Origin of the sequence: Rhodococcus sp. YH3-3 (assembly GCF_001653035.1) — a bacterium.
In the GTDB taxonomy this organism is placed as follows: Bacteria; Actinomycetota; Actinomycetes; order Mycobacteriales; family Mycobacteriaceae; genus Rhodococcus_F; species Rhodococcus_F qingshengii.
This window is the reverse complement of the sequence record NZ_BCWH01000001.1, coordinates 1,998,689-2,020,642: the sequence shown is the minus strand read 5'-3', so window position 1 is coordinate 2,020,642 and position 21,954 is coordinate 1,998,689. Positions and strand designations below refer to the sequence as shown.

Sequence of the window (21,954 nt, the reverse complement as noted above, 5' to 3'; positions counted from 1 at the left end):
TCTTTCAGCGGTCGCGCAACCACGCGACGACGCGCTCGCTCACAGCGGTGGGATTGCGTATCCAACCGTTGTGACCGAGTGGTTCGTCGATGTGCGTCATCGTCACTTGGGCCCCGGAGAGCTTGTCCACCAGGTTCTTTGCCGACCGGCGTGGAGCGAGATCGTCCCCTTCGATCGTGATCGACAGAACCGGCAAGGTCAGGCGAGCGATCCGCTCCTCGTAGTCGATATCCGCACCGACGGGTTCCATGCGACCGGTCCTGGCGAACCGGGCCCAATCGGTGATCAGTACTTTCGACTGTCGACCGAAGCCGCCGACGTTGACCCGGTCTCCCGGCCAGAAGCCGGCAATGTTGGCTGTCACCGACATCGCGGACGAACCCAGATAGAGTCCGGGCGCACGGATTCCGGGGAATCCGCGGTGATACGGCGATCCGGAGGCAACCAGGATCAGTCCGCCGAGCCGGCCCCGAATCCTCGACGCGTACATCACCCCGATCTGGCCGCCCATGCTGTGCCCCATCAGAAATGGTGTGCTGGCCGGGAACCGCTCGCGCACTACCTCGAACGTCGCCGGACAATCGATCGAGACCAGTTCCTGATATCCGAAAGCACTCGACGCGCTCGGGCGCGGTTTGCTGTCACCTTGGCCGCGCAGTTCACCGATGGCCGCGTTGAAGCCGGCTTCGACCAGGGCCTGCGCCACCGGATCGTAGAACCCGGCGGGAACTCCGAGCCCGGGCAACATCACCACCACGGGTGCGTCGTCGTTCGGTCCGGGAAACAGACGGATCGGGGTCACGGTGCCGTCGGGGAGTTGGATCGGTACGGTCTCCATTCAACTCACACTAACCACCCACGCCGCGGATGGGCAGAGCACACGCGCCGACTATTCGAGGCTGCCCACGATCAGCGGATCCGGAGTACCCACGATCTCGTAATCCTTGTTGTCGTAATCGAACTGACTGAGCACGTGACGCATCGCGTTTATCCGCGCGCGTTTCTTGTCGTTGCTCTTGATGACGGTCCACGGAGCGGTGGCGGTATCGGTGAACCGGATCATCTCTTCCTTCGCCGCCGTGTACGCATCCCACTTGTCCAGAGAAGCGATGTCCATCGGCGAAAGCTTCCACTGCCGCACGGGATCGACCTGTCTGATCGCGAACCGCGTGCGCTGCTCCAGCGGTGAAACCGAGAACCAGAACTTGATCAAGCTGATGCCGTCGTCGACGAGCATCTGCTCGAACAACGGCACCTGGCGCAGAAATCGCTCATGCTCCTCGTCGGTGCAGAAACCCATGACCCGCTCGACCCCGGCCCGGTTGTACCAAGATCGATCGAACATCACCAGTTCCCCGGCGGCGGGAAGGTGCTGCACGTAGCGCTGGAAGTACCACTGCGTCGACTCGCGAGCCGACGGCTTCTCCAGCGCGACGACGCGAGCGCCACGAGGATTGAGGTGCTCCATGAATCGTTTGATCGTTCCGCCCTTACCGGCAGCGTCGCGTCCTTCGAACACGATGGCGTGCCGTGCGCCGGTTTCTTTCGACCAGTTCTGCAGCTTGAGGAGTTCGATCTGCAGCAGACGCTTGGACATTTCGTACTCGTCCCGAGGCATCCGTGCGTCGTACGGGTAGCCCTCCCGCCAGGTGTCGACCTCGAAACCGTCCGGCGACGTCAGCAGCACCGGATCGTCGTCGTCATTGTCGTCGACGGTGAAGGCGGCGGTGTCGGCCAGATCGACGGCGGTCGAGAGATCCGCGAAGGCGCTGAGGAACGGTCGGCGTTCTGCTAAATCGGTCACCGCCGACAAGGTAGTCTCCCGCAGCAACCGTTCGGTGAAGCTGGGATGAACTACCGGGGTATGACACGACGGGCTCAAAAGATCAGGGTGCAGATGGGGGTCGTCCCCGATGGTGCCTGATGCGATCTCGCTTCAGAATTGAAGCATGACATTCGAAAGCAACACACCTCGCCCCTTCACCCGTTCCAACGACAAGAAAATGTTCGCCGGAGTGTGCGGCGGAATTGCAGATTACTTCGGCGCCGACGTAAATCTTGTCCGTCTACTCGCCGTTATCGCGGCTATTTGCACGGGTGGAACCGCGGCTTTGGTATATCTCGCCGCCTGGATGCTCATGCCGTTAGGTTGAGAATTCCGGCACTTGACATGGCGAGAATTACGCGCCGACAAAAGGTATTTCGGGGCCTACGCGCCAACACGAGCAGGCCCCGAAATCGACAATCTACTTGGCGGCCTTCAACTCTCCACCGCTGAGCGCAGCGAGGGCCTCGAGACCCTTGACGGCCAGGCCACTGACGCTGCCCAACCAAGATGTTCAGTGGTTCACTTGGGACGAGCAAATGACGCCGATCAGAAAACTCAGGGAACGACAGGCGGCGTAAAGCTGAGGTGTCGAGAGATTATCGTTCGACCAACTCACGATTTTGGTCGGAAACTGCCTGCAGAAGCGCCGTGAACCCCACCCGCAATAATTCGATGTAGTGCTCGATATCCGGCATCGTCTCTCGCGAGACGATGACATTGAGCGTCAGAGAACCTCCACGCGCAGCAATGAGGAAGTGGCGCAGAATGTCTCCGTCGACCGGCGCCTGCCCGCCGAGAACTGCCACCGCCGGCGCACCTTCGAAGACATTGCCGTCGACCGATACCGGGACATTGCTGATCGTCGTGTTCTGAATGACCTTGTGCGAAGGGTCAAGCTTGTTGATCCGACGCGAGAGACCGGTGAGTCTGAGCAGAGCCGCGGGCGACGTTTCGATGCGTGTGCCGTATCGACGGACGGCTGGGTGCAAACTCCGCCCCTTTGCCATCAGCGCCGAATCCCTGATTCGTGTCAGCCGCTCGACCGGATCTTCGACGTCCGTGTGCAGATCGACCGTCAACAGCGCCAGTTGGTTGGCCGATTCCCATTCGGCGATCTGCCGCATCGATCGGGGAACCATCGCCGCCAACCCACTGCCTGATTTCTCGCCCTTCTCCGACAGGTATGCGTCGAGAGCGCCGGCGACGACGGTCAGGAAGATGTCGTTGACCGTCACGTCCGAAATGGCCGCTCGGATCGCTTTGATGTCTGCGCCGTCCAGCGTCAGGAAATCGATCGTGATGTCTCCGCCCAGCATGCCGTTGAATCGGGTCGGCAGGCGGTCGGCCGAGTACGTAGGCAGCTCTCCGGCCTCTTCCGCCTCCCGAACCGTCTCGGCCGCAACCTTTGTCACGGACAGACCCCGGCCGAAACGGATCGCCTGGCCGGGCAAACCCACGACCGTGCGCCCGATCAAATCCAGCGACGAAAGCCCCGAACCGGCACGCTTCGTCTCCGGCTTCGGCGGACCGGAGAACAGAAGGTTGGTCAGATCGCGGATCGCCAGACCGTCACCGGCCCCGTGGTGGGTCTTGAGCATGATCAGCGTCAGATTGCCCGGTAGCTCGTCGATCCCGTGCACTCCGGTCATGACGTGCAACTCCCAGGGCGGCCGGGACAAGTCCATCGGCTCACCGAGCGAGCGCCCGAGCAATTCACGAATCGGCGCCCACCCGGCAACCGGGGCACGATGGACGTGCACGTGATCATCGACGTCGAAATCGGCCGGGACCCAATAGGGATAGTCCAGATCCAGCGGAACTCGCTGGAGTCGACTCGTGAACAGTGGCCAGTATCCGAATCTTTCGGTGATCCACCGAACCGCGTCGTCGTGCGTCATCTCTGCGAGCGGATGGCCCGTCGTGTCGAAGAAGTAGGCGCAGACCATGTGGCTCAGATGTCCGCCGGACTCGTTGTAGACGAACTCCGCGTCTCGCGGCCCCATCTGAGATACCGCGGCTGGCAACGAGTTCCGAAAGATCATGCATGCCCCTCAATTCCGACGCTGAACGAATGTCCGAATTGTAGCGAGCTGACATGCCGATCCTCTGGGTTCTGCTCGGAATCGTTGGGTATCACCGGATCCAGCAATCGGAAAAGGTGCCTGTGATTCCGAGCGATCAGGAGGCAACCTCTTGGTTAGGTGAATCCGCAATCTGCATCGCGGCTGCCGCTGCCAAGTCATGGAAACTTGCCTCCCCCGCACGAGCAAAAGCCCGGCCCACCGAATGGTGGCCCGGGCTCTAGGAGCTAGGTGGAGATGGACTCAGAAGTCCATGCCGCCCATGCCGCCGGTCGGATCGCCTGCAGGCGCTCCGGCCTTCTCGGGCTTGTCAGCGACAACGGCTTCGGTCGTCAGGAACAGAGCCGCGATGGACGCTGCGTTCTGCAGTGCCGAGCGGGTGACCTTGACCGGGTCGTTGATGCCTGCAGCGAGCAGGTCGCCGTACTCGTTGGTCGCAGCGTTGAGGCCGTGACCTGCGGGCAGGTTGGAGACCTTGTCCGCAACAACGCCGGGCTCGAGGCCTGCGTTGAATGCGATCTGCTTGAGCGGAGCGGACAGTGCAACGCGAACGATGTTCGCGCCGGTTGCCTCGTCACCTTCGAGCTTGAGGTCGTCCAGTGCGGGAGCTGCCTGGAGAAGTGCAACGCCACCACCGGCGACGATGCCCTCTTCGACGGCTGCCTTTGCGTTACGCACTGCATCTTCGATGCGGTGCTTGCGCTCCTTGAGCTCGACCTCGGTAGCAGCGCCGGCCTTGATGACTGCAACGCCGCCGGCCAGCTTGGCCAGACGTTCCTGCAGCTTCTCACGGTCGTAATCCGAGTCGCTGTTCTCGATCTCGGCGCGGATCTGGCTGACACGACCGGCGATTGCGTCGGCGTCGCCGGCACCCTCGACGATGGTGGTCTCGTCCTTGGTGATGACGACCTTGCGTGCCTGGCCGAGGAGCTCGAGGCCTGCGGTCTCCAAGGAGAGTCCGACCTCTTCGCTGATGACCTCGCCACCGGTGAGGATGGCGATGTCGGCGAGCTGAGCCTTACGACGGTCACCGAAGCCGGGAGCCTTGACGGCAACAGACTTGAAGGTGCCACGGATCTTGTTGACCACGAGGGTGGAGAGAGCTTCGCCCTCGACGTCCTCGGCGATGATCAGGAGCGGCTTGCCGGACTGGATGACCTTCTCCAGCAGGGGCAGCAGATCCTTGACCGTGGAGATCTTGGAGCTGACGAGCAGGATGTACGCGTCTTCGAGGACGGCTTCCTGACGCTCTGCATCGGTGGCGAAGTACGCCGAGATGTAGCCCTTGTCGAAGCGCATGCCCTCGGTGAGTTCGAGCTGCAGGCCGAAGGTGTTGGACTCCTCGACCGTGATGACGCCTTCCTTGCCGACCTTGTCCATAGCCTCGGCGATGAGCTCACCGATGGACGGGTCGCCGGCGGAAATACCGGCGGTAGCAGCGATCTGCTCCTTGGTGTCGATCTCCTTGGCGGTCTCGAGCAGGCGAACTGTGACAGCCTCGACAGCCTTCTCGATGCCGCGCTTGAGGCCGAGCGGGTTCGCGCCGGCTGCGACGTTGCGCAGACCTTCACGGACCAGAGCCTGTGCGAGAACGGTAGCGGTGGTGGTGCCGTCGCCAGCGACGTCGTCAGTCTTCTTGGCGACCTCCTTGACGAGCTCGGCGCCGATCTTCTCGTACGGGTCGTCGAGTTCGATCTCCTTGGCGATGGAAACACCATCGTTGGTGATCGTGGGGGCGCCCCACTTCTTTTCGAGAACGACGTTGCGACCCTTGGGGCCCAACGTCACCTTGACAGCGTCGGCGAGGGCGTTGAGGCCTCGCTCGAGGCCACGACGTGCCTCTTCGTCGAACGCGATGATCTTTGCCATTGCGAAGTGATCCTCCGGATAGGGGGTGACACACAAGGTGACCGCTCGTCGGGTCACCTCATCGGCACAAGGCGACCGTTTGACCGGTCACCTCATTACACGGGCGACCGATTTGCCTGGTCACCCATCTACGCCTGTGGTCTAGTCAGTGCCCGCGACGGACGACCGGGGGTGTCTATGGTTCCCGGTCTCACTGCCTCGACCTGGCACTCACGGTTCGCGAGTGCCAACTGCATTTTTAGCACTCGAGCGTGCCGAGTGCAAGGTTGAGCCTCAGCCCGCGATGCAGAACTGTCCGTTACTCAAATTGACCGCAAACGAGAGCACTCCGACGCAGTCGACGCCATTGGCATCGGCTGTAGCGCCCGCTCCGTAACCAGCGATGGCGAAGGTGACATTTCCGTCAGCCGCCCCGGCCCGCGCGATACCGCCGCCGAGTGCAAATGCCTGCGCCTGACCGTTACCGCGAGAAGCCCCCAGCGCGGTTCCGAAGCCGTTGGCATATGAATTTGAGTAGCCGTTGTCGGCGGCGACGCTCACAGCGGTACCGCTCTCGGCGGCACCGGCCTGCGAACGGCCGGCTCCGACGGACTGCGCGCCGCAGCTCGCGGTCTCGGAGACCTGGATGTCATTGGCCGACGGCGGCGAGACACACGTGACGGGGGCTGCCGAAGCAGCTCCCGCACCGGTCAGCGCCAGCCCGGCGGCGAGCCCCATACCTACAGTCATCACAGCCCCTGTTCTCGCCAGGCGGCCCCCCAACCGACTACTGGAAATTCCGCTGACTCGAGAGGATGAGCGGCGGAACCAGACTGACGAGATCAAGGGCATAGAAACTCCTTCGTGGAACAAGTTCATTGGATTCGGGCGCGAGAGTACCCGCTCGAGTGAAGTCCGTCACCCCCGCCTGGTCAAGCCTCGAGGACGACCCCGAGAAGGGCCGGAAGATCCGCGACCGAATCGATGACGTGGTCGGGCTTCTGAACCGAGAGGTCGAGCACTGTTTGCCGAAACTTGCCTGTGCGCACCAGAACTCCGGTCAGGCCGACCCGCTGTGAGGAGAGGACGTCCCCGATCAGATCGTCGCCGACCATCACCGTCGCCTCAGGTTCGACATGCATCAGCTCCGTGGCTGTAAGGAACCCCGTGAGAGACGGTTTACCCACCGCGGCGATATTTACACCCGCCACTTCCTCGAAGCCGGGCAAGTACGTTCCGGTGTCGATTCGAAGGCCACCTGACGTCTCCCACATCATCCCGCGGTGCATCGCGACGACGGGCACTCCGGCGAGCAGTAGTTCGAGCACTCTGCTCAGCGCCTCGTGGGTGAACTCCGGGCCGGCGCCGCCGAGAATCACGACCTCGGGATCGGCGTCGTCGAATTCGATTCCCTCGAGATCGGCGGACACGTCACCGTGATTGAGTACCCACGCCCTCGCGTCCGGGTACGTCGCCCGCACGTACTCCCCCGTGAGCCTGGCGGCAGTAACTATCTGGCTCGCCTCCACCTCGATACCGGCGTCGCACAACCCCTGCGCGATGAGTGTCGAACTGCGCGAGGTGGTGTTGGTCAGAAACCCACAGGCCAATCCGCGCCGCCGAACTTCGCGTACTGCTTCCCCTGCTCCCTCGATCGGCTGCCAGGACGTGAGCAGGACTCCGTCGATATCGAACAGAACACCTTCGATGTCGGCCATTGCACCAGCCTATATTCGCCATCGAGGTCCTGCCGAGGCGTCGAAACCCGAAATCCGTCGATCGCTCAGTAGGCTCGCACCCATGGACCTGCGCGACGACGACCTCTTCTCCGTCGCCGGTTCTCTGGCCGAATTGCTCGGCGCTCCCGTCACGATCGAGGACGAGAACTCGACGGTTCTCGCGTACTCCGGCGGCGAGCAGGCCGTGGACGAAGCTCGCATCGGCACGATCCTCGGTCGGCAGGTACCCAGCCGATTCCGCCAATTACTCTCCGATGCAGGAGTATTCGATCGGCTTCACCGAGAGAGCGATCCCATCTACGTCGACCTCGAAGACCCCTCGATCACGCCGCGACTGGTTATCGCAGTTCGCGAGAACGATCACCCCGTCGGCTCGATCTGGGTCGCACTGGCCGGATCACCGACGCCCACACAGGAATCGATACTTCGTTCCGCGGTATCTGTCGTGGCCGGGAGAATCGCCTCGGAGCGTGACCGGGTCGACAGCACACGCCGTCGCCAATCCCAGCGCGTCCAAGCATTGATCGGCGGTGGCGAACCCGCATTCCGCGCCGCAGACGACTTGCGGTTGGCAGGCCCGCTCACCGTCGTCGCCGTCGGAACCGTCGCGGGACCACTGCCGGCGGGGTTGGTCGCCTCCTTGAGCTTGTACCTGGACACTCTGGCCGTCGACGCCGTGATCGCACAGTTGATCGACTCGACGTACCTTGTTGTCGCCGCTGACGAAGCGAACGCCCGCCGACTGTTGGAGGACTTCCTCAGCCGCGCCCGCACACGAGCACAACTTGCCGTTGCGGTGGGCCGCACCGTGAAATCAGCCAGCGAATGCCATTTGTCACGCGCCGACGCCGACCATGTTCTGGGCGCGCTGCGACACAACCGGTCCGGCGGGATTGTCGCGGGTATGAACGACACCTTGGCGTCGGTACTGGCCTTACATGTTGCCGACATCTTCGACGGACTGAGCACCGCCACACCTATGCACGCCCTGGAAGGGTACGACCGTCGACATGGAAGCGAACTCGTCGCAACGGCCCACACCTTCCTCGACAAGGGCGGTGATGTCGCGAGTTCTTCCGCAGCATTGCATGTTCACCCCAACACTCTCCGCAATCGATTACGCCGCTGCAAGGAGATGTGCGGGGTTGACCTGAGCGACGCGGACACTCGACTGATCCTGATGCTTCAGTTCAAACTACGAAGTTCCTGAGCCGGCGAAGAAGGTATCGGAGCATCTCCCGTGCCGCTCCACTTTGGGAGGTATTCGACAAAATATCACCCAAAAGTATTAACGACCAGTCCGCCAAAAGTCATAATTACCGGCCACGATTCCCAAAACCCAGCAATTCGGCAATCATCAATCTTGCAATCTGGTTAGCGTTCCGCAAGATCTTCCTCTCACGGCCCAAATAGGCCATTTTGGTTGCCTGACCAGCATAAATGAAACACGTTTCAGTTTGGTTCTACAAATTCCTAGTCAAAGTGGACTTGCTCGAGCTAACCTCATTCTCGTCACGCCACATAAGACCCCGAACGCCACACGGATCTCTTAGCAGAACGATCGCAAGGGTCCGTGCACTAGTCGAACCTGCTCTTTGTGGAATGCAACAAGCATGCGCCGATGTACAAAAAGTCTTCCAGATCTATCGAAAGGATGGAACTTCATATGATCGCAATGTTCCTTCAAGCAACGGCTGCGTTGTTCACCGGATTACTGGACAATGTATGGAGCGGATCCCTAGTGCCCGGCATCGAGGGCGCCACCGGCTCGCTAGCCGGATTAATCGAGACCGGCTCATCGCAACCCTGATCCATTTCAGAACATCACCCAACGACAGGAGTAAACGATGGATCTAGGATCGATGGTGCCTTACCTCAAGGAACCGATAATTTTGCAGATCATTTCATTGCTCGTATACAGAGGCTCCATGGCGTCAGTCGACTTCGACTGGCAACCCCCACTCGGCTGACTTCAACAGAATTTCCTACCGTGATAAAAATCTACCGCAAGGAGCGTTAGCATAGTGGATACAGCAAGTATCATCGACGCAGTCACGAGCATTGATTCGCAATCATTGCTTCCCCCGTTCGTTTATGTGCAGGCAATAGTCGACGGCATCTTCAAGTCTATCTCCGCAGCCATCAACCTAATGGCTAGCGGTTCTGCAGGTATTGGTGGAAGCATTCAGACCGCCCTCGGCTCGACCGTTGCCCCGTAGTCGGGAGAGGAGACAATAATGTTCGATCTTTCAATGAGCTATCTGTCGGATCTGGTGGGATTTGGCTCAATCGACCTAGTAGGTACGTTCGCGAAGTATCTCAACACCCTGTCCGCGTACACGCCGACGCCGCTCTAAGGAAAGGTGATTTACAATGCTGCAAAGATATATCACCAGTTTGATCGCCTGGGCTACTGGGACCATAGAGTTGACCGGCCTGGGAAGTACCATTCTGCAGAAGTAAATTCTCTGGTGCAACTTCTCTACTCTGAACTTCGATGATCCCCGAGGCTCCAATTCGCCTCGGGGGTCATTTCGCGTTCCAAGCACGAGAGTTTTCCAGGCACGAGAGTTCCGGGCCACGAGAGTTCCGGGGCACGGACACTTTGATCCGGCACCCGCCACGTGAGGAGTTCGACATGAGACTGCCCAACCTGCTGGATGCGGCTGTCACACAGGTGAATCCGCGAGACGCGGACTTCGTCTACAACGAGTCCGCCGGCCACCTGAAGCATCTGGTCGGCGTGTACTTCTTCGAAACATCTCAGCACCCAGCCGCAGAATTCACGCAGGCGCAAGCCGTCGATTGGGTCACCGCCAGGCTCGGACACAATCGCATGTTCACCCACCGAATCCAGCACACGCCACTGGGACTCGGCCATCCGTACTGGGTTCCAGACCCCAACCTGGATGTGGGCGACCACGTGCGGGTCAACGCGATTTCCGAGCCGGGTTGGGCACCATTTCAAGAAATGCTCAGCGCCCTGCTGACCTCGAGAATGGATCTCAGCCGCCCACCGTGGGAACTGCACTTTTTCACGGGGATCGAGGGGCTTGACGCTCTACCCGGCAGGCTGACGGCGGTTGTGCTCAAGTCTCATCACAGCGCGGCCGACGGAATCGCGATCCGAATGCTGGGTGAAGCCATATTTTCGGATGCGCAACGGCCGAGGAAATCAGCACCTGCAATACGGTTCCTACGGGGACGTCTCTTCACGCGATCAGCGCTGAGTTTCCCCGGCCAACTTATCCAGTTCGCCAAGAGCATTCCGGGCAATCGGGCTGCTGCCCGTGCGGTAGTCGAGGCGAAGAGTGCTGGAGAATGGGACGAGTGCATCTACGAAAGTACTAGCACCCGCTTCAACTGCAAGGTAAGCGGGTCGGCATTGGTGGAGCCGATCATCCTCGCAGGCAACGAGGTTCGGCATGTGAAGAACGCAGTCCCCGGAGCGACTGTCAACGACGTCCTTCTGGCTGTGGTCGGTTGCGCGATGGCGCGATACCTTACCGAGAAGAGCGAAGCGCCTCGAGGTTCTCTGTTCGCGATGGTTCCGCGGTCCATGCGCAAGCAAGAGGAGTGGGAGTCCGCAAACCAATTGGTGAATCTGTCCGTGAACATGCACACCACGATCACGGATCCGCTGAAGAGACTCGCTCTCATCGCAGAGTCTGCACGCTCGGAGAAGGCCCGTACGTCCCACACAGCGGTCCGGCGGATGAGCACAGTGTTGGAGACCCTACCCGCTCCGATAGCGCGGTTGATGGCATATTCACGTCACCATGACGACTACAGCCCGGATGGGCCGCGGTATCAGCACACGATGGTGAGTAACATTCCGCTCTCGGTCAACGGACTGACCCTGAACGGGGCAACTGGCACTGCCGTACTCGCTAATCAAGCACCGGTCGACGGTGACGGGCTGCGGCACTTCATGGTAGCTGCGAGTGGCGGCAACCTAACGCTCAACGTTATTGCAGACGCCGCAACGATGCCAGATCTAGGCCACTACCTGGAGTTGCTTCGCGCGAGTTTCGAGGAACTGAAGGAAGCCGCAAAGACGCGTGAGCTCGAGAGCAACTCGACCGTCATCGCATCCTGATCCCTTATTCACCAAGACATTACGATCCCGGCCTACCACTGCGGTAGGTCGGGATTCTTGTCGAGCGGGTAATTCTGCACGTAACTCGCATCCACATGGTCTGGAAGCGCCTCCCGGCACACACTTCTGGCACTCACGCACAAGACTACGCAAAACAGCGCTGCCTGAGTGGGGTGTCAGGCAGCGCTGCTAATCACCGGGGTCCGGATTGACTATGGATGCAGAACGCCCGCACCCGAATTCAGTGCCGGGTAACTACCGGTCGCACCCACCGCATTGGCGGGAATGCATGAGGTCGGCGCACTGACTGTCCCGAAGATAGGCACTGACGCCTTCGATGTGAAACGGAAGTAATTCGCCGAGAAGTTATACATCTGGGCCGCGGTGCCCTGAGTGTCGAACTTCACGTCCAACGCACTGTTCCGAGTTTGGAAACTAATCTTCGGAAGCTGGTATGTCACGCCTACGCCGACATCCGCACCGTCCACGATCAGTTGCGATCCGGTATCGGTGAGAGTGACCGTGCCTGTGTAGCCCGAACCGGAACCGGCCACCAGTGCGGCCGATCCTGCGACGAACGTCGCTGGGTCATAGCGGTAGACAAGCCTGACGTCATCAATGCCGAGGAATGTGACACCCGAGACGCCAGAACTGCTGGGTGTCGTCGCTGAACCGGGCTGAAGGGTGTATGAATTTACCCCGGGCGTGGCATTCACAGTGACGTGGTTAGCCGTGACCGAGGTTGGAACTACCTGATCCACGGTCTGCCCAACACTTACAGCGCGGCACGCCTGGTTATAGCTCGTCACCGTCGTACCTGCAGTTGCCGACGCCGGTGCAACTGCTGCGAATACCATGCCCGCCGAAGCAGTTACTACTGCTAGAGCGGCCACCGTACGTTTTGCCGTTGAAACATGCATATCTTCTACTCCTCATTCCCTTTCGGGATCGGTTTATAGCGTTGATAGCACTTCCTGCCAAAACGCAGTTCGAGCAAAGTTGAACTACTGCATTGACAGCCTCCGCATCACCGGAAGTTTCGCTGCGAAGGGGAAGTCTTTGAGGCCGTGCGCAGCACGATAGGATTTGTTCACTACCGATGCACGACCGAAATCTTGACAACGGAGATTAGCGATACGACATCACCCGGGAATCATGTCTCGATTCCGAAAAAGATGACGTCCGACCGTGAGAAACCACCTCCAATCAGCTGGTTTGGTAGCACCAATTCCACTGGATGCTCACACCGAGCGGTAAGTTGGAACAGCTGATCGACGATTGAAAGCCATTCACGATTTGCCGCTTATGTGATGACCGTCACCATACCTCAATTACTAGAACTTGTAACAGTTTTTGAAAGAAATCTCTCGACAACTTGAAACGGCGACCCCACTTACATCGAGGATTTGCACGCGACTAATACCAAGGAACTAACATTCAGCGAAACATTAATACTAAAGTATTAACAACGCAGCTCATTCCAGAGATGGTTAATACTTTAGTATTAATTCAAAAGTTCCAGTGCATTCACGAATCGACTCACTGTGATTCGCTTCCCAAGCGAGGGCTGTGCACTCGCACAACGCATTCCCCGAAGCTGTGGCCGAACGGCCAGTCCTTTTGCCACCCCTGCGATTCATGCTTGAGAGAAGAGCCGGATGTGACCGGCGTCTCGGTTCGAGCAGAGTCTGTAGAAGGAGTGCGTCATGGGAACTCGTCAAAGCCCCGATCGTGTGGTCGTGGTCGGTGCGGGTGTTGTCGGATTGTCGACGGCCTGGTTCTTGCAGGAACGTGGAGTCGAGGTCACCGTCGTCGATCGCGACGGCGTCGCGGCCGACGCGAGCTGGGGCAACGCCGGTTGGCTGGCCCCCGCATTGACGCTTCCGCTGCCCGAACCCGCAGTGCTCCAATACGGCTTGCGCGCGATGCTCAGCCCGTCGTCACCGGTGTACGTGCCACTGACCACCGACCTGAAGCTGATTCGGTTCCTGGTCGGGTTCGCGCGCCACTGCACTCCGTCGAAGTGGCAGGAAGCGATGTCGGTCTACACCGAGGTCAACCGAACAGCCTTGGGCGCGTATGACGAACTCGCCGACGGTGGCGTCAAAGAGCTGACCCGCCTGGCCGATCCTTTCCTCGCCGCGTTTGCATCCGAGAAGGACCGACAGACTTTGGTGGACGAGTTCCATCACGTCGAGGCCGCGGGCGGCGAGGTCGACTTCGACCTCCTCGACTACGACGCGATTCATTCGCTCGAGCCTTCACTCGGCCAGGGTGTGAAAGCCGGTTTGCGCCTGCGCAATCAGCGTTTCATCGATCCCCCGTTGTTCGTGAACTCGTTGGCGGACGCGGTTCGTGAACGCGGTGGAGAAATCGTCAGCGGTTTCGACGTCACGCAGATCGACGATCGGGTCGGCGGAGTCACTGTTCGCAGTGCACACGGTGATTCACGCGACGGTGACTCCGTAGTCATCTCGAGCGGTGCCCGCTTGAACAAGCTCGCAGCACCGTTCGGTGTGCGCAAACTGGTGCAGGCCGGACGCGGATACAGCTTCAGCGTCAAGCCCGAGCACCTCCCCAAGAACCCTGTGTATTTCCCCACCCAGCGCGTCGCATGCACTCCGTTGCACGATCGCTTCCGAGTGGCCGGAATGATGGAATTCCGCAGCCCTGACGCGCCGCTGGATCCGCGCCGCGTGCAGGCGATCATCGATGCGGCCAAGCCGATGCTCAGCGGCATCGACTGGACTGCGCGGGAAGAGGAATGGGTGGGATCACGACCGTGCACTACCGACGGCTTGCCGTTGATCGGAGCCACGCGCTCGCCGCGCGTGCACGTCGCCGGTGGCCACGGGATGTGGGGAATCGCTCTGGGTCCGTTGACGGGAAAGATGGTGGCCGACTCGATGACCGGTGCTCAGACGCCGACCGTCATGAGTCACTTCGATCCGCTGCGCTGACAGCCGGTTTCACCCACTTGTAGTACGCGCCCGTCAGCAGAACCAGCCATCCGGCGCCGACGAGCAGCGCAACTCGGGTATCGGCGATGACGCCGAGCAACACGATGACAAAAGCCAGGAACACGATCGCGAAGATCTGACCGTACGGCCACAGCGGCACTGGAAACTTCAGTGCCGCTGTTTCGTCTGCACTCATCTGAGCGCGGGAACGGAACTGCGAGAGCAGGATCATGATCCAGACGAAAATGGTGGCGAAGGTCGCCAGCGAGGCGATGACGAGGAACACCTGGTCCGGGATCAGGTAGTTGAGCACTACTCCCACCAACAGGGCAACGGTCATGATGACAACGGTCATCCACGGAACACCGTTGGCGGAGACTCTCTTCATCACCTGCGGGGCCTGGCCGGCATGCGACATTCCGAACATCATGCGACCCGCACCGAAAACGTCGCTGTTGATGGCTGACAGGGCTGCGGTGATGACGACGATGTTGAGGATCGATGCGGCCGTTCCCAATCCGAGGTTCTCGAAGATCTGGACGAACGGGCTGTTGTCGGAGTTGATGGTCTGCCACGGAATGATCGCCATGATGACGGCGAGGGTGCAGATGTAGAAGAGAATGATGCGCACCGGGACCGTGTTGACGGCTTTCCTGATGGTCTGCGCCGGATCCTCGGCTTCGCCCGCGGTGATACCGATGATCTCGGTGCCACCGAACGCGAACATGACGATCGCGAAACACGCGACGAATCCGCCGAAGCCCGTCGCGAAGAACTCGCCGTCCGACCAGAGGTGGCTGATTCCGGCATCGGTGTCGTGAACGCCGAATCCGAACACGATGATCGCGATGCCGCCGGCGATCATCGCGATGATGGCGGTGATCTTCACGAGCGTGAACCAGAATTCCAGTTCGCCGAACACCTTGACGCTCAACAGGTTTATCGCGCCGATGAAGAAGACGACAGCCAGAACCCAGATCCATCTCGGTACGTCCGGGAACCAGAACTGCATGTACAGGCCGAAGGCGGTGACGTCGGCGAGGCACACGATCACCATCTCGAACGTGTACGTCCACCCGGTCATGAAACCGGCGAGTGGTCCGAGGTGCTTGTTCGCGTACTCGCTGAACGAACCGGAAACCGGGTTACGGACCGCCATCTCGCCGAGCGCTCGCAACACCAGGTAGACCGCGATACCGCCGATCAGGTAGGCCAGGAGCACCGACGGGCCGGCTCGTTTGATGGCCTCGGCGCTGCCGTAGAACAGTCCGGTTCCGATGGCTGATCCGAGGGCGATGAAGCGGATATGGCGCGCTGTCAGCCCTCGCTTGAGGCCATCCTGCGTCGCGGCGTCGCTGTTCACTTCTCGGTACTCCAGTCGGATGGATCGTCATACGTGCGCGAACCATTGTCCGCTACCACCGCGCGTGTTCCCGCACGACCCTGTTGGACGGCCGTACAGTGACCTGACACACATGGTCCATTGACGGATCGCTTACGATCGACAAAAGTGTTTGTAACTTTACGTAGCATCAACTCGACTGGAGAGACTGTGTCCAACACCCTCGAAGCAAGCATCGACATCGACGCATCACCGCAGGACGTGTGGGCAATCGTCGCCGACCTGCAGCGCATGGGCGAATGGAGCCCCCAGTGCAAGGTGATGAAGGTAATCGGCGGGACCGTGCGTGAGGGCGCCAAGACGATCAACGTCAACCGCAAGGGCCTGCTGGTCTGGCCGACGTCGTCGAAGGTCGTTCGCTTCGAGCCCAACAAGTCGGTGGCGTTCCGCATCGCGGAGAACCGCACGATCTGGTCCTACGAACTCGAGCCGACCGCTACCGGCACCAAAGTGACCGAGCGTCGCGAGGCTCCCACCGGAACGTCGAAGGTCTCGCAGTTCCTCGTCAAGACCGTCCTGGGCGGAAACGCCGACTTCGAGGTCGAGCTCGTTGAAGGCATGAATGCCACCTTGAAGCGTGTGAAGAGCGAGGCCGAGGCGGCTGCACGCACCTCTGCTTGACCCTCGACCTGGTCGAGGCATCAGGATCCGTTCCATGGATCCCGTGATGACACAGATAGCGCAGGCACAAGAATTGGCGAGCTCCGGCGATCGAGCCGGGGCTCGCTCTGCGTTCGAGAAGGTGTGGGAAGAGATCAGCGCCGCCCCCGATGCGCTCCACATCGTCTCCCTCGCGCACTACATGGCCGACGTTCAAGACGACCCGGCTCAGGAGCTCTGCTGGGACCTGCGCGCCCTCGACGCTGCCGATTCGTTGACCGACGCGCGAGCCCAGGAACACCACGCATCGCTGCAGGTCGCCGGTTTCTATCCATCGCTGCACCTCAACCTGGCTGCCGACTACCGCAAACTCGGACGCGACACCGAGGCCGTCGAGCATCTGACGAAGGCCGAGGCGTCGGTCGGCACACTCGCCGACGACGGTTACGGCCGGATGATCAGGGGCGCTATCGAGCGACTGCGGGCAGAATTGATCCGTGACCACTAGTTCCGCCCTCTTGACGATCGGCGAGATGTCCAGGGCGTCGGCGCTCCCGATCAGCGCGCTGCGGTTCTACGACAAGGAAGGCGTGCTCGTCCCGCATTCCGTCGATCCGCACACCGGTTACCGCTGGTACACCGACGACCAACTCCGCGACGCACGCGTGATCGCCGGTATGCGGCGCGTCGGTGTTCCGATCCGCGACATGATGGCCGTCCTGACCGGACCGGAACCCCATTCGTGCCTCGACGCCCATCTGCGCAACCTCGAGGACGGTCTCGCCGACGCCCGGGCCGAACTGGGACGAATCCACCGCCTGATCGACGCGCTACCTATCTCCGGCGGCGTGGACATCGACTCGTGGGATCTACGACGCGCACTCGACGCCGTGCTGTTCGCCGTGAACGAGGAATCGGAGTTCCCGATACTTCGCGGCGTCCACCTCGACATTCACGACGGCGTCGCTGCGTTTGTCACCACTGATCAGTTCCGGCTCGCGGTCGCCGAGGTGACAGTTCACTCCGCTCTGACGGTGTCCGCTGTCGTTCCCGTCACCTTCGCGCGATTGTTGCGCGACGTCGCCGGCGTCGTGACGCTGACTTTCTCCGCGCGCACGGTGACTGCGTCGTATCCGGGAGGTGAGGTGTCCAGCCCCCTGATCGAGGACGGAGAGTTCCCCGATCACCGAATCCTGCGCGAGCACCACAACGCCGTCGAACTGAGCGGCGACCACCTTGCCGCCCTGCTCAACGGCACCGAGGACAGTGCCGTCGTCAGCGTCGGCGAAGACGGTGGTGCCCGGGTGGATCCGGGCGGAACGGATCCCCGTGAGAAGTTCCGAGTACTGGTCGACCGGCAGCGACTGCGCGACGCCGCCGCAGCCCAACCGGGGCGGCAACTGGTGATCCGAGTAAGCGGTGCGACGCTCCCGCTGGCGATACGCACCGGCGACTGTGTCGGGTACTACTCGTACTTGATGCCACTACAGCCTGTAGGAGAGAAGGCGTTCACGTAATCTATGGATGCTCTACCACCCCGTACTGTCAGTGCGACCAGCAGAAGACCTACCGAGTAGTTAGAGGAGCCTGTGGCACGCCGACCCACACCCCCCGGAACCCCGCAACCCACCGGGATCGGACATATCGTCGATCTGGTTCGCCATGCGATTCCGCCACTTCATCCCGCCGGCCTGCCGTTCGTGCTGGCCCCGCTGGGAGTTGCAGCTCTGGGCCGCAACCGTAAGTGGGTGCGCCGAGCCGGTCTGACCACCGCCGCCGCATGCGCCACGTTCTTCCGTCACCCGCACCGGGTGCCGCCCAACCGCATCGGCGTCGTCGTCGCACCCGCCGACGGCGAGGTGGCGTTGGTCGACAACGCCGTTCCGCCCGCCGAGCTCAATCTCGGAAGCGAGCCGCGCCCGCGCGTCAGCATCTTCCTGTCGGTTCTCGACGTGCATGTCCAGCGCAGCCCTGTCGGTGGAACGGTCAAAGAGGTCGTTCACCAGGCAGGCAAGTTCCTCTCCGCAGATCTCGCCGACGCCAGCGAGGTCAACGAGCGCAACAGCATGCTGATCGAAACCGCCGATGGTCACGACGTTGCGGTTGTCCAGATCGCGGGACTGCTTGCACGCCGCATCGTCTGCTACGCCGGTGTCGGTGACGTCCTGCCGATCGGCGACACGTACGGACTGATCCGTTTCGGCTCACGCGTCGACACCTATTTCCCCGCCGGAACCACACTCCTGGTCGAGCCGGGACAACGCACGATCGGTGCTGAAACCGTTATCGCGCAACTGCCGTGAAGACGCCGAAGATGAAGTCAGCCGTGAAGAAGCCGGGAGCAGCCCAACCCGGCGCGAAGATGCCCAAACGCACCCAGGCGGTGCGGTTGCTGCCGTCCGTCATCACCATCCTGGCGCTGTGCGCCGGGCTGTCCGCCGTCAAATTCGCTCTCGACGGACAACCCGGTACCTCGCTCGCGATGATCGGCGCCGCTGCCGTCCTCGATTCACTCGACGGCCGCATCGCGCGACTGCTCGACGCCACCAGCAAGATCGGCGCCGAACTCGACTCACTGGCCGACTCCATCTCCTTCGGCGTCGCCCCGGCCCTGGTCCTGTACGTGACCTTGCTGGACGGCACCAGCATCGGCTGGATCATCGCGTTGATCTACGCGGTCAGCATCGTGTTGCGACTCGCACGTTTCAACACTCTGCTCGACGACGACGACGTCCCCGCGTACGCACGTGAGTACTTCGTCGGCGTTCCGGCTCCGGCCGGCGCACTCATCGCCCTCACTCCCCTGGCCGCGACGGCTCAGTGGGGTGACGGCTGGTGGTCTTCGCACTTCGTCGTCATCGTGTGGACGCTCTTCTCGGCTGCACTGATCGTCAGCCGCATCCCGACGCTGGCGATGAAGTCGGTATCCGTGCCGCCGCACATGGCGGCCGGCCTGCTCGTCCTGGTGACGTTGGCTGCAGCCGCACTCATCACCTACCCGTACATCCTGCTGATCGTTCTCATCGCGATCTACCTGGTGCACATCCCGTTTGCCGTGCACTCGAAGCGGTGGGTGGCAGCACGTCCCGAAACCTGGGACATCAAGCCTTCCGAACGCCGCGCGATCCGACGCCAACCCAACGTCGGTGGCCGCCGCTCGGCCGCTCGTCTCGGATTGCGGCGACCCCGCTAGTCCACGACGTACTCTCGAGAGGTGACTTCGCCGGAACTCGCCCTCACCGTTCGACTCAACACCTCTGCCGCCGACCTACGCCGCGGGGTCGTGCGCTTGCACCCCGAAGCGTTGGCGGCGTTGGGCATCCGCGAATGGGATGCCATCGCACTCATGGGAGCCCGCGGCACCGCGACCGTCGCGGGCCGTGCGCCCACCGGAACCCCGGCAGGCACGATCCTTCTCGACGACGTCACCATGTCGAACGTCGGCCTGACCGAGAACTCTTCCGTCGTGGTCGGTCCGGTGACGGTGTACGGAGCGCGATCCGTCTCCGTCACCGGCTCGTCCATGGCGACAAATTCGATCAGCTCGACGGTTCTGCGACAAGCCCTTCTGGGCAAGGTCGTCAGCGTCGGCGACACGGTCTCGCTCCTCCCCCGCGATCTCGGTCCGGGTACGAGCACTTCCGAAGCCACCCAAGCGCTTTCCCGTACCTTCGGCGTCGCGTGGACATCCGAACTGCTCACCGTCACGGCCGTCGAACCTGCCGGTGGTCCGGTCAGCGTCCAGCCGAATTCGGCAGTCAACTGGGGTTCCGGCTCGGCGGGCACACTGACACCGAGTGCGCTTGTTTCCAGTCCGGCCGCCGTCGCGATCGAGCCTGCACCGTCGGTTCCGCTGGATCACCTCGTCGGCGCGCAAGCGCAGGCAGCCAAGCTGACCGAGTGGCTCGGCCTGGCACTCGACGAACCAGAACTGCTCCGTACGCTCGGCGCCTCACCGCACCTCGGCGTCCTCATCACGGGCCCCGCCGGCGTAGGCAAAGCCACGTTGGCCCGCTCGGTCCTGTCCTCGCGCAAACTGGTCGAACTCGACGGCCCGGGAGTCGGTGCCACCGAGGCGAATACCCGCCTGCAGCGAATCGTCGACGCCGTTGCTGCCGTGCGCGGCGGTGGCGTACTGCTGATCAGTGACATCGACGCTCTGCTTCCGGCCACCGCGGAACCGGTGTCCGCACTGATCCTCGAACAACTGCGCAGCGCCGTCGCAACCCCGGGCGTGGCATTCGTCGCGACCTCCGCCCATCCGGAGACCGTCGACGCGCGCCTTCGCGGCCAGGATCTCTGCGATCGAGAACTCGCACTTACCCTGCCGGACGGCGCAACTCGAAAGGCATTGCTCGAACTCCTGCTCCGCCGCGTGCCCACCGGAACCCTCGAACTCGACGCCATCGCCTCGCGCGCACCCGGATTCGTGGTCGCCGACCTCGCGGCGCTCTGCCGTGAAGCTGCCTTGCGAGCGGCGACAAGGGCGTCCAAATCCGGTGATTCTCCGGAGATCACGCAGGAAGATCTTGTCGGTGCCCTCGAAGTGATTCGGCCACTGTCTCGTTCGAGTACCGAAGAACTGTCGATCGGCAGCGTCACCCTCGACGACGTCGGCGACATGGTCGAAACCAAACAGGCGCTCACCGAGGCGGTGTTGTGGCCGCTGCAGCACCCCGACTCCTTCGCGCGCCTCGGTGTCGACCCACCCCGCGGCGTGCTCCTCTACGGCCCTCCTGGCTGCGGCAAGACGTATCTCGTTCGTGCCCTTGCCAGCTCGGGGCACCTCAGCGTTCATGCCGTGAAAGGCGCAGAGCTGATGGACAAGTGGGTCGGCGCCTCCGAAAAGGCCGTAAGAGAGTTGTTCCAGCGCGCACGCGATTCGGCGCCGTCGTTGATCTTCCTCGACGAAATCGACGCCCTTGCCCCGCGTCGTGGTCAAAGTTCCGACTCCGGGGTGTCGGATCGCGTCGTAGCCGCGTTGCTGACCGAACTCGACGGCGTCGAACCGCTACGCGACGTCGTGGTGTTGGGCGCCACCAACCGACCGGATCTGATCGACCCGGCTCTTCTGCGCCCCGGCAGACTCGAACGTCTCGTATTCGTACCGCCGCCGGATGCGGAGGCCCGCAAAGCGATTCTGCGTGCTTCCGGCAAGTCGGTACCGCTCGCCGAAGATGTCGATTTGGACATTCTGGCCGTCGATCTCGAGGGATACTCGGCAGCAGACTGCTCGGCTCTCCTGCGTGAGGCTGCACTCGCCGCCATGCGTCGGAGCATGGACGCGGCCGACGTGACGGCCGCGGACGTGGCAACCGCCCGTGAGAAGGTACGTCCCTCACTCGATCCCGAGCAGGTGGCACACCTACAGGCGTACGCGGACAACCGATAAGGACT

The 21,954-nt window shown here is 61.7% G+C and carries 18 protein-coding genes; 10 read left to right on the top strand and 8 right to left on the bottom strand.

Going from position 1 to position 21,954, the window contains the following annotated elements:
* Positions 1-4 precede the first annotated feature (4 nt).
* Positions 5-838 (bottom strand): alpha/beta fold hydrolase, encoded by an 834-nt coding sequence (locus YH3_RS09450; protein WP_042450422.1) that lies wholly within the window; start codon positions 836-838, stop codon positions 5-7.
* Between the two features lie 51 nt (positions 839-889).
* Positions 890-1,804 (bottom strand): polyphosphate kinase 2, encoded by a 915-nt coding sequence (ppk2, locus tag YH3_RS09445; protein WP_007733731.1) that lies wholly within the window; start codon positions 1,802-1,804, stop codon positions 890-892.
* A gap of 145 nt (positions 1,805-1,949) precedes the next feature.
* On the opposite strand from ppk2, the gene YH3_RS09440 reads away from it, so the two are divergent.
* On the top strand, positions 1,950-2,153 hold the full coding sequence (locus YH3_RS09440) for a PspC domain-containing protein (protein ID WP_003941534.1): 204 nt from the start codon (positions 1,950-1,952) through the stop codon (positions 2,151-2,153).
* 271 nt (positions 2,154-2,424) lie between these two features.
* Here the strand turns inward: YH3_RS09440 and YH3_RS09435 are convergent, their stop codons facing one another.
* The 4 genes from YH3_RS09435 to YH3_RS09415 all read right to left on the bottom strand — a co-directional run bounded on the left by YH3_RS09435 (position 2,425) and on the right by YH3_RS09415 (position 7,475).
* Positions 2,425-3,870: a wax ester/triacylglycerol synthase domain-containing protein gene (locus tag YH3_RS09435; RefSeq protein WP_064443295.1), complete on the bottom strand. Its 1,446-nt coding sequence runs from the start codon at positions 3,868-3,870 to the stop codon at positions 2,425-2,427.
* Positions 3,871-4,152: 282 nt separating this feature from the next.
* Positions 4,153-5,778, bottom strand: coding sequence for a chaperonin GroEL (gene groL / locus YH3_RS09425; RefSeq protein WP_064443293.1), 1,626 nt, complete (start codon positions 5,776-5,778; stop codon positions 4,153-4,155).
* A 273-nt stretch (positions 5,779-6,051) separates the two neighbouring features.
* Complete coding sequence (locus tag YH3_RS09420) at positions 6,052-6,609, bottom strand: DUF6764 family protein (protein ID WP_019744475.1); 558 nt, start codon at positions 6,607-6,609, stop codon at positions 6,052-6,054.
* An 80-nt stretch (positions 6,610-6,689) separates the two neighbouring features.
* A complete protein-coding gene (locus tag YH3_RS09415; RefSeq protein ID WP_064443292.1) occupies positions 6,690-7,475 on the bottom strand; it encodes an HAD-IIA family hydrolase in 786 nt (261 codons plus the stop codon).
* Positions 7,476-7,557: 82 nt separating this feature from the next.
* On the opposite strand from YH3_RS09415, the gene YH3_RS09410 reads away from it, so the two are divergent.
* Positions 7,558-8,706 carry a CdaR family transcriptional regulator gene (locus YH3_RS09410; RefSeq protein WP_064443504.1) on the top strand — a complete coding sequence of 383 codons (1,149 nt, stop codon included), beginning with the start codon at positions 7,558-7,560 and terminating at the stop codon, positions 8,704-8,706.
* Positions 8,707-10,134: 1,428 nt separating this feature from the next.
* The gene (locus YH3_RS09405; protein WP_064443291.1) at positions 10,135-11,595 is read left to right on the top strand and encodes a wax ester/triacylglycerol synthase domain-containing protein; all 1,461 of its coding nucleotides are present in this window, start codon (positions 10,135-10,137) and stop codon (positions 11,593-11,595) included.
* Positions 11,596-11,807: 212 nt separating this feature from the next.
* Here the strand turns inward: YH3_RS09405 and YH3_RS09400 are convergent, their stop codons facing one another.
* A complete protein-coding gene (locus tag YH3_RS09400) occupies positions 11,808-12,311 on the bottom strand; it encodes a hypothetical protein (protein ID WP_042450431.1) in 504 nt (167 codons plus the stop codon).
* 990 nt (positions 12,312-13,301) lie between these two features.
* Here YH3_RS09400 and YH3_RS09395 point away from each other — a divergent pair.
* A complete protein-coding gene (locus YH3_RS09395) occupies positions 13,302-14,555 on the top strand; it encodes an FAD-binding oxidoreductase (RefSeq protein ID WP_042926583.1) in 1,254 nt (417 codons plus the stop codon).
* On the opposite strand, the gene YH3_RS09390 is transcribed toward YH3_RS09395, so the two are convergent.
* Positions 14,527-15,918 carry an amino acid permease gene (locus tag YH3_RS09390; RefSeq protein WP_064443290.1) on the bottom strand — a complete coding sequence of 464 codons (1,392 nt, stop codon included), beginning with the start codon at positions 15,916-15,918 and terminating at the stop codon, positions 14,527-14,529. The genes YH3_RS09395 and YH3_RS09390 overlap by 29 nt on opposite strands.
* A gap of 189 nt (positions 15,919-16,107) precedes the next feature.
* Between YH3_RS09390 and YH3_RS09385 the strand changes: the two genes are divergently transcribed.
* The 6 genes from YH3_RS09385 (at position 16,108) to YH3_RS09360 (ending at position 21,949) form a co-directional block, all read left to right on the top strand.
* Positions 16,108-16,578, top strand: a complete 471-nt coding sequence (locus YH3_RS09385; protein WP_003941500.1) for an SRPBCC family protein — start codon at positions 16,108-16,110, stop codon at positions 16,576-16,578.
* A gap of 34 nt (positions 16,579-16,612) precedes the next feature.
* Complete coding sequence (locus YH3_RS09380) at positions 16,613-17,065, top strand: hypothetical protein (RefSeq protein WP_003941524.1); 453 nt, start codon at positions 16,613-16,615, stop codon at positions 17,063-17,065.
* The gene (locus YH3_RS09375; protein ID WP_042450437.1) at positions 17,055-18,074 is read left to right on the top strand and encodes a MerR family DNA-binding transcriptional regulator; all 1,020 of its coding nucleotides are present in this window, start codon (positions 17,055-17,057) and stop codon (positions 18,072-18,074) included. The genes YH3_RS09380 and YH3_RS09375 overlap by 11 nt, the downstream gene beginning before the upstream one ends.
* Positions 18,075-18,146: 72 nt before the next feature.
* Positions 18,147-18,860, top strand: a complete 714-nt coding sequence (locus YH3_RS09370; RefSeq protein ID WP_003941540.1) for a phosphatidylserine decarboxylase — start codon at positions 18,147-18,149, stop codon at positions 18,858-18,860.
* A gap of 59 nt (positions 18,861-18,919) precedes the next feature.
* Entirely contained in the window at positions 18,920-19,750 is an 831-nt protein-coding gene (locus YH3_RS09365) for a phosphatidylcholine/phosphatidylserine synthase (protein WP_029254795.1), read from the top strand.
* 21 nt (positions 19,751-19,771) lie between these two features.
* A complete protein-coding gene (locus tag YH3_RS09360) occupies positions 19,772-21,949 on the top strand; it encodes an AAA family ATPase (protein ID WP_003941536.1) in 2,178 nt (725 codons plus the stop codon).
* The last annotated feature ends 5 nt before the right edge of the window (positions 21,950-21,954 follow it).